Below are 249 nucleotides of genomic sequence, written 5' to 3'. Positions count from 1 at the left end.
GCCAGGATGCGGAAAAATCGGACTTCACCCAGCTTATTGAAGTCTCATTGGCCTACCGCAAAATCACCTGGGATCACCTCAAATCCGGCTCGTCCGGCAGTGATGACTGGCGCAAGCCGGTAGCCGCTTAACCGTGATACAGCCCGGGCTTCGGCCCGGGCTGTTCAGTGCTGAGGTGTGGCCCCGGCCAGACCTGAACACTGAGACGAGACATGGACCCCGAACGGTGAAAGCCGGGCGTGCGGTAGC

Annotated in this window: 1 pseudogene; it reads left to right on the top strand. The window is 60.6% G+C overall.

The window, feature by feature from the left end:
* A pseudogene (locus ADK28_RS30940) lies at window positions 1-131 on the top strand (type VI secretion system tube protein Hcp); the annotation flags it as partial.
* Between the last annotated feature and the right edge of the window lie 118 nt (window positions 132-249).

This window comes from Serratia sp. 506_PEND, from assembly GCF_001076875.1.
Taxonomy (GTDB): domain Bacteria; phylum Pseudomonadota; class Gammaproteobacteria; order Enterobacterales; family Enterobacteriaceae; genus Serratia; species Serratia marcescens.
Note: the sequence above shows the minus strand (reverse complement) of the source record. Positions and strands in the feature narration are given on the sequence as shown.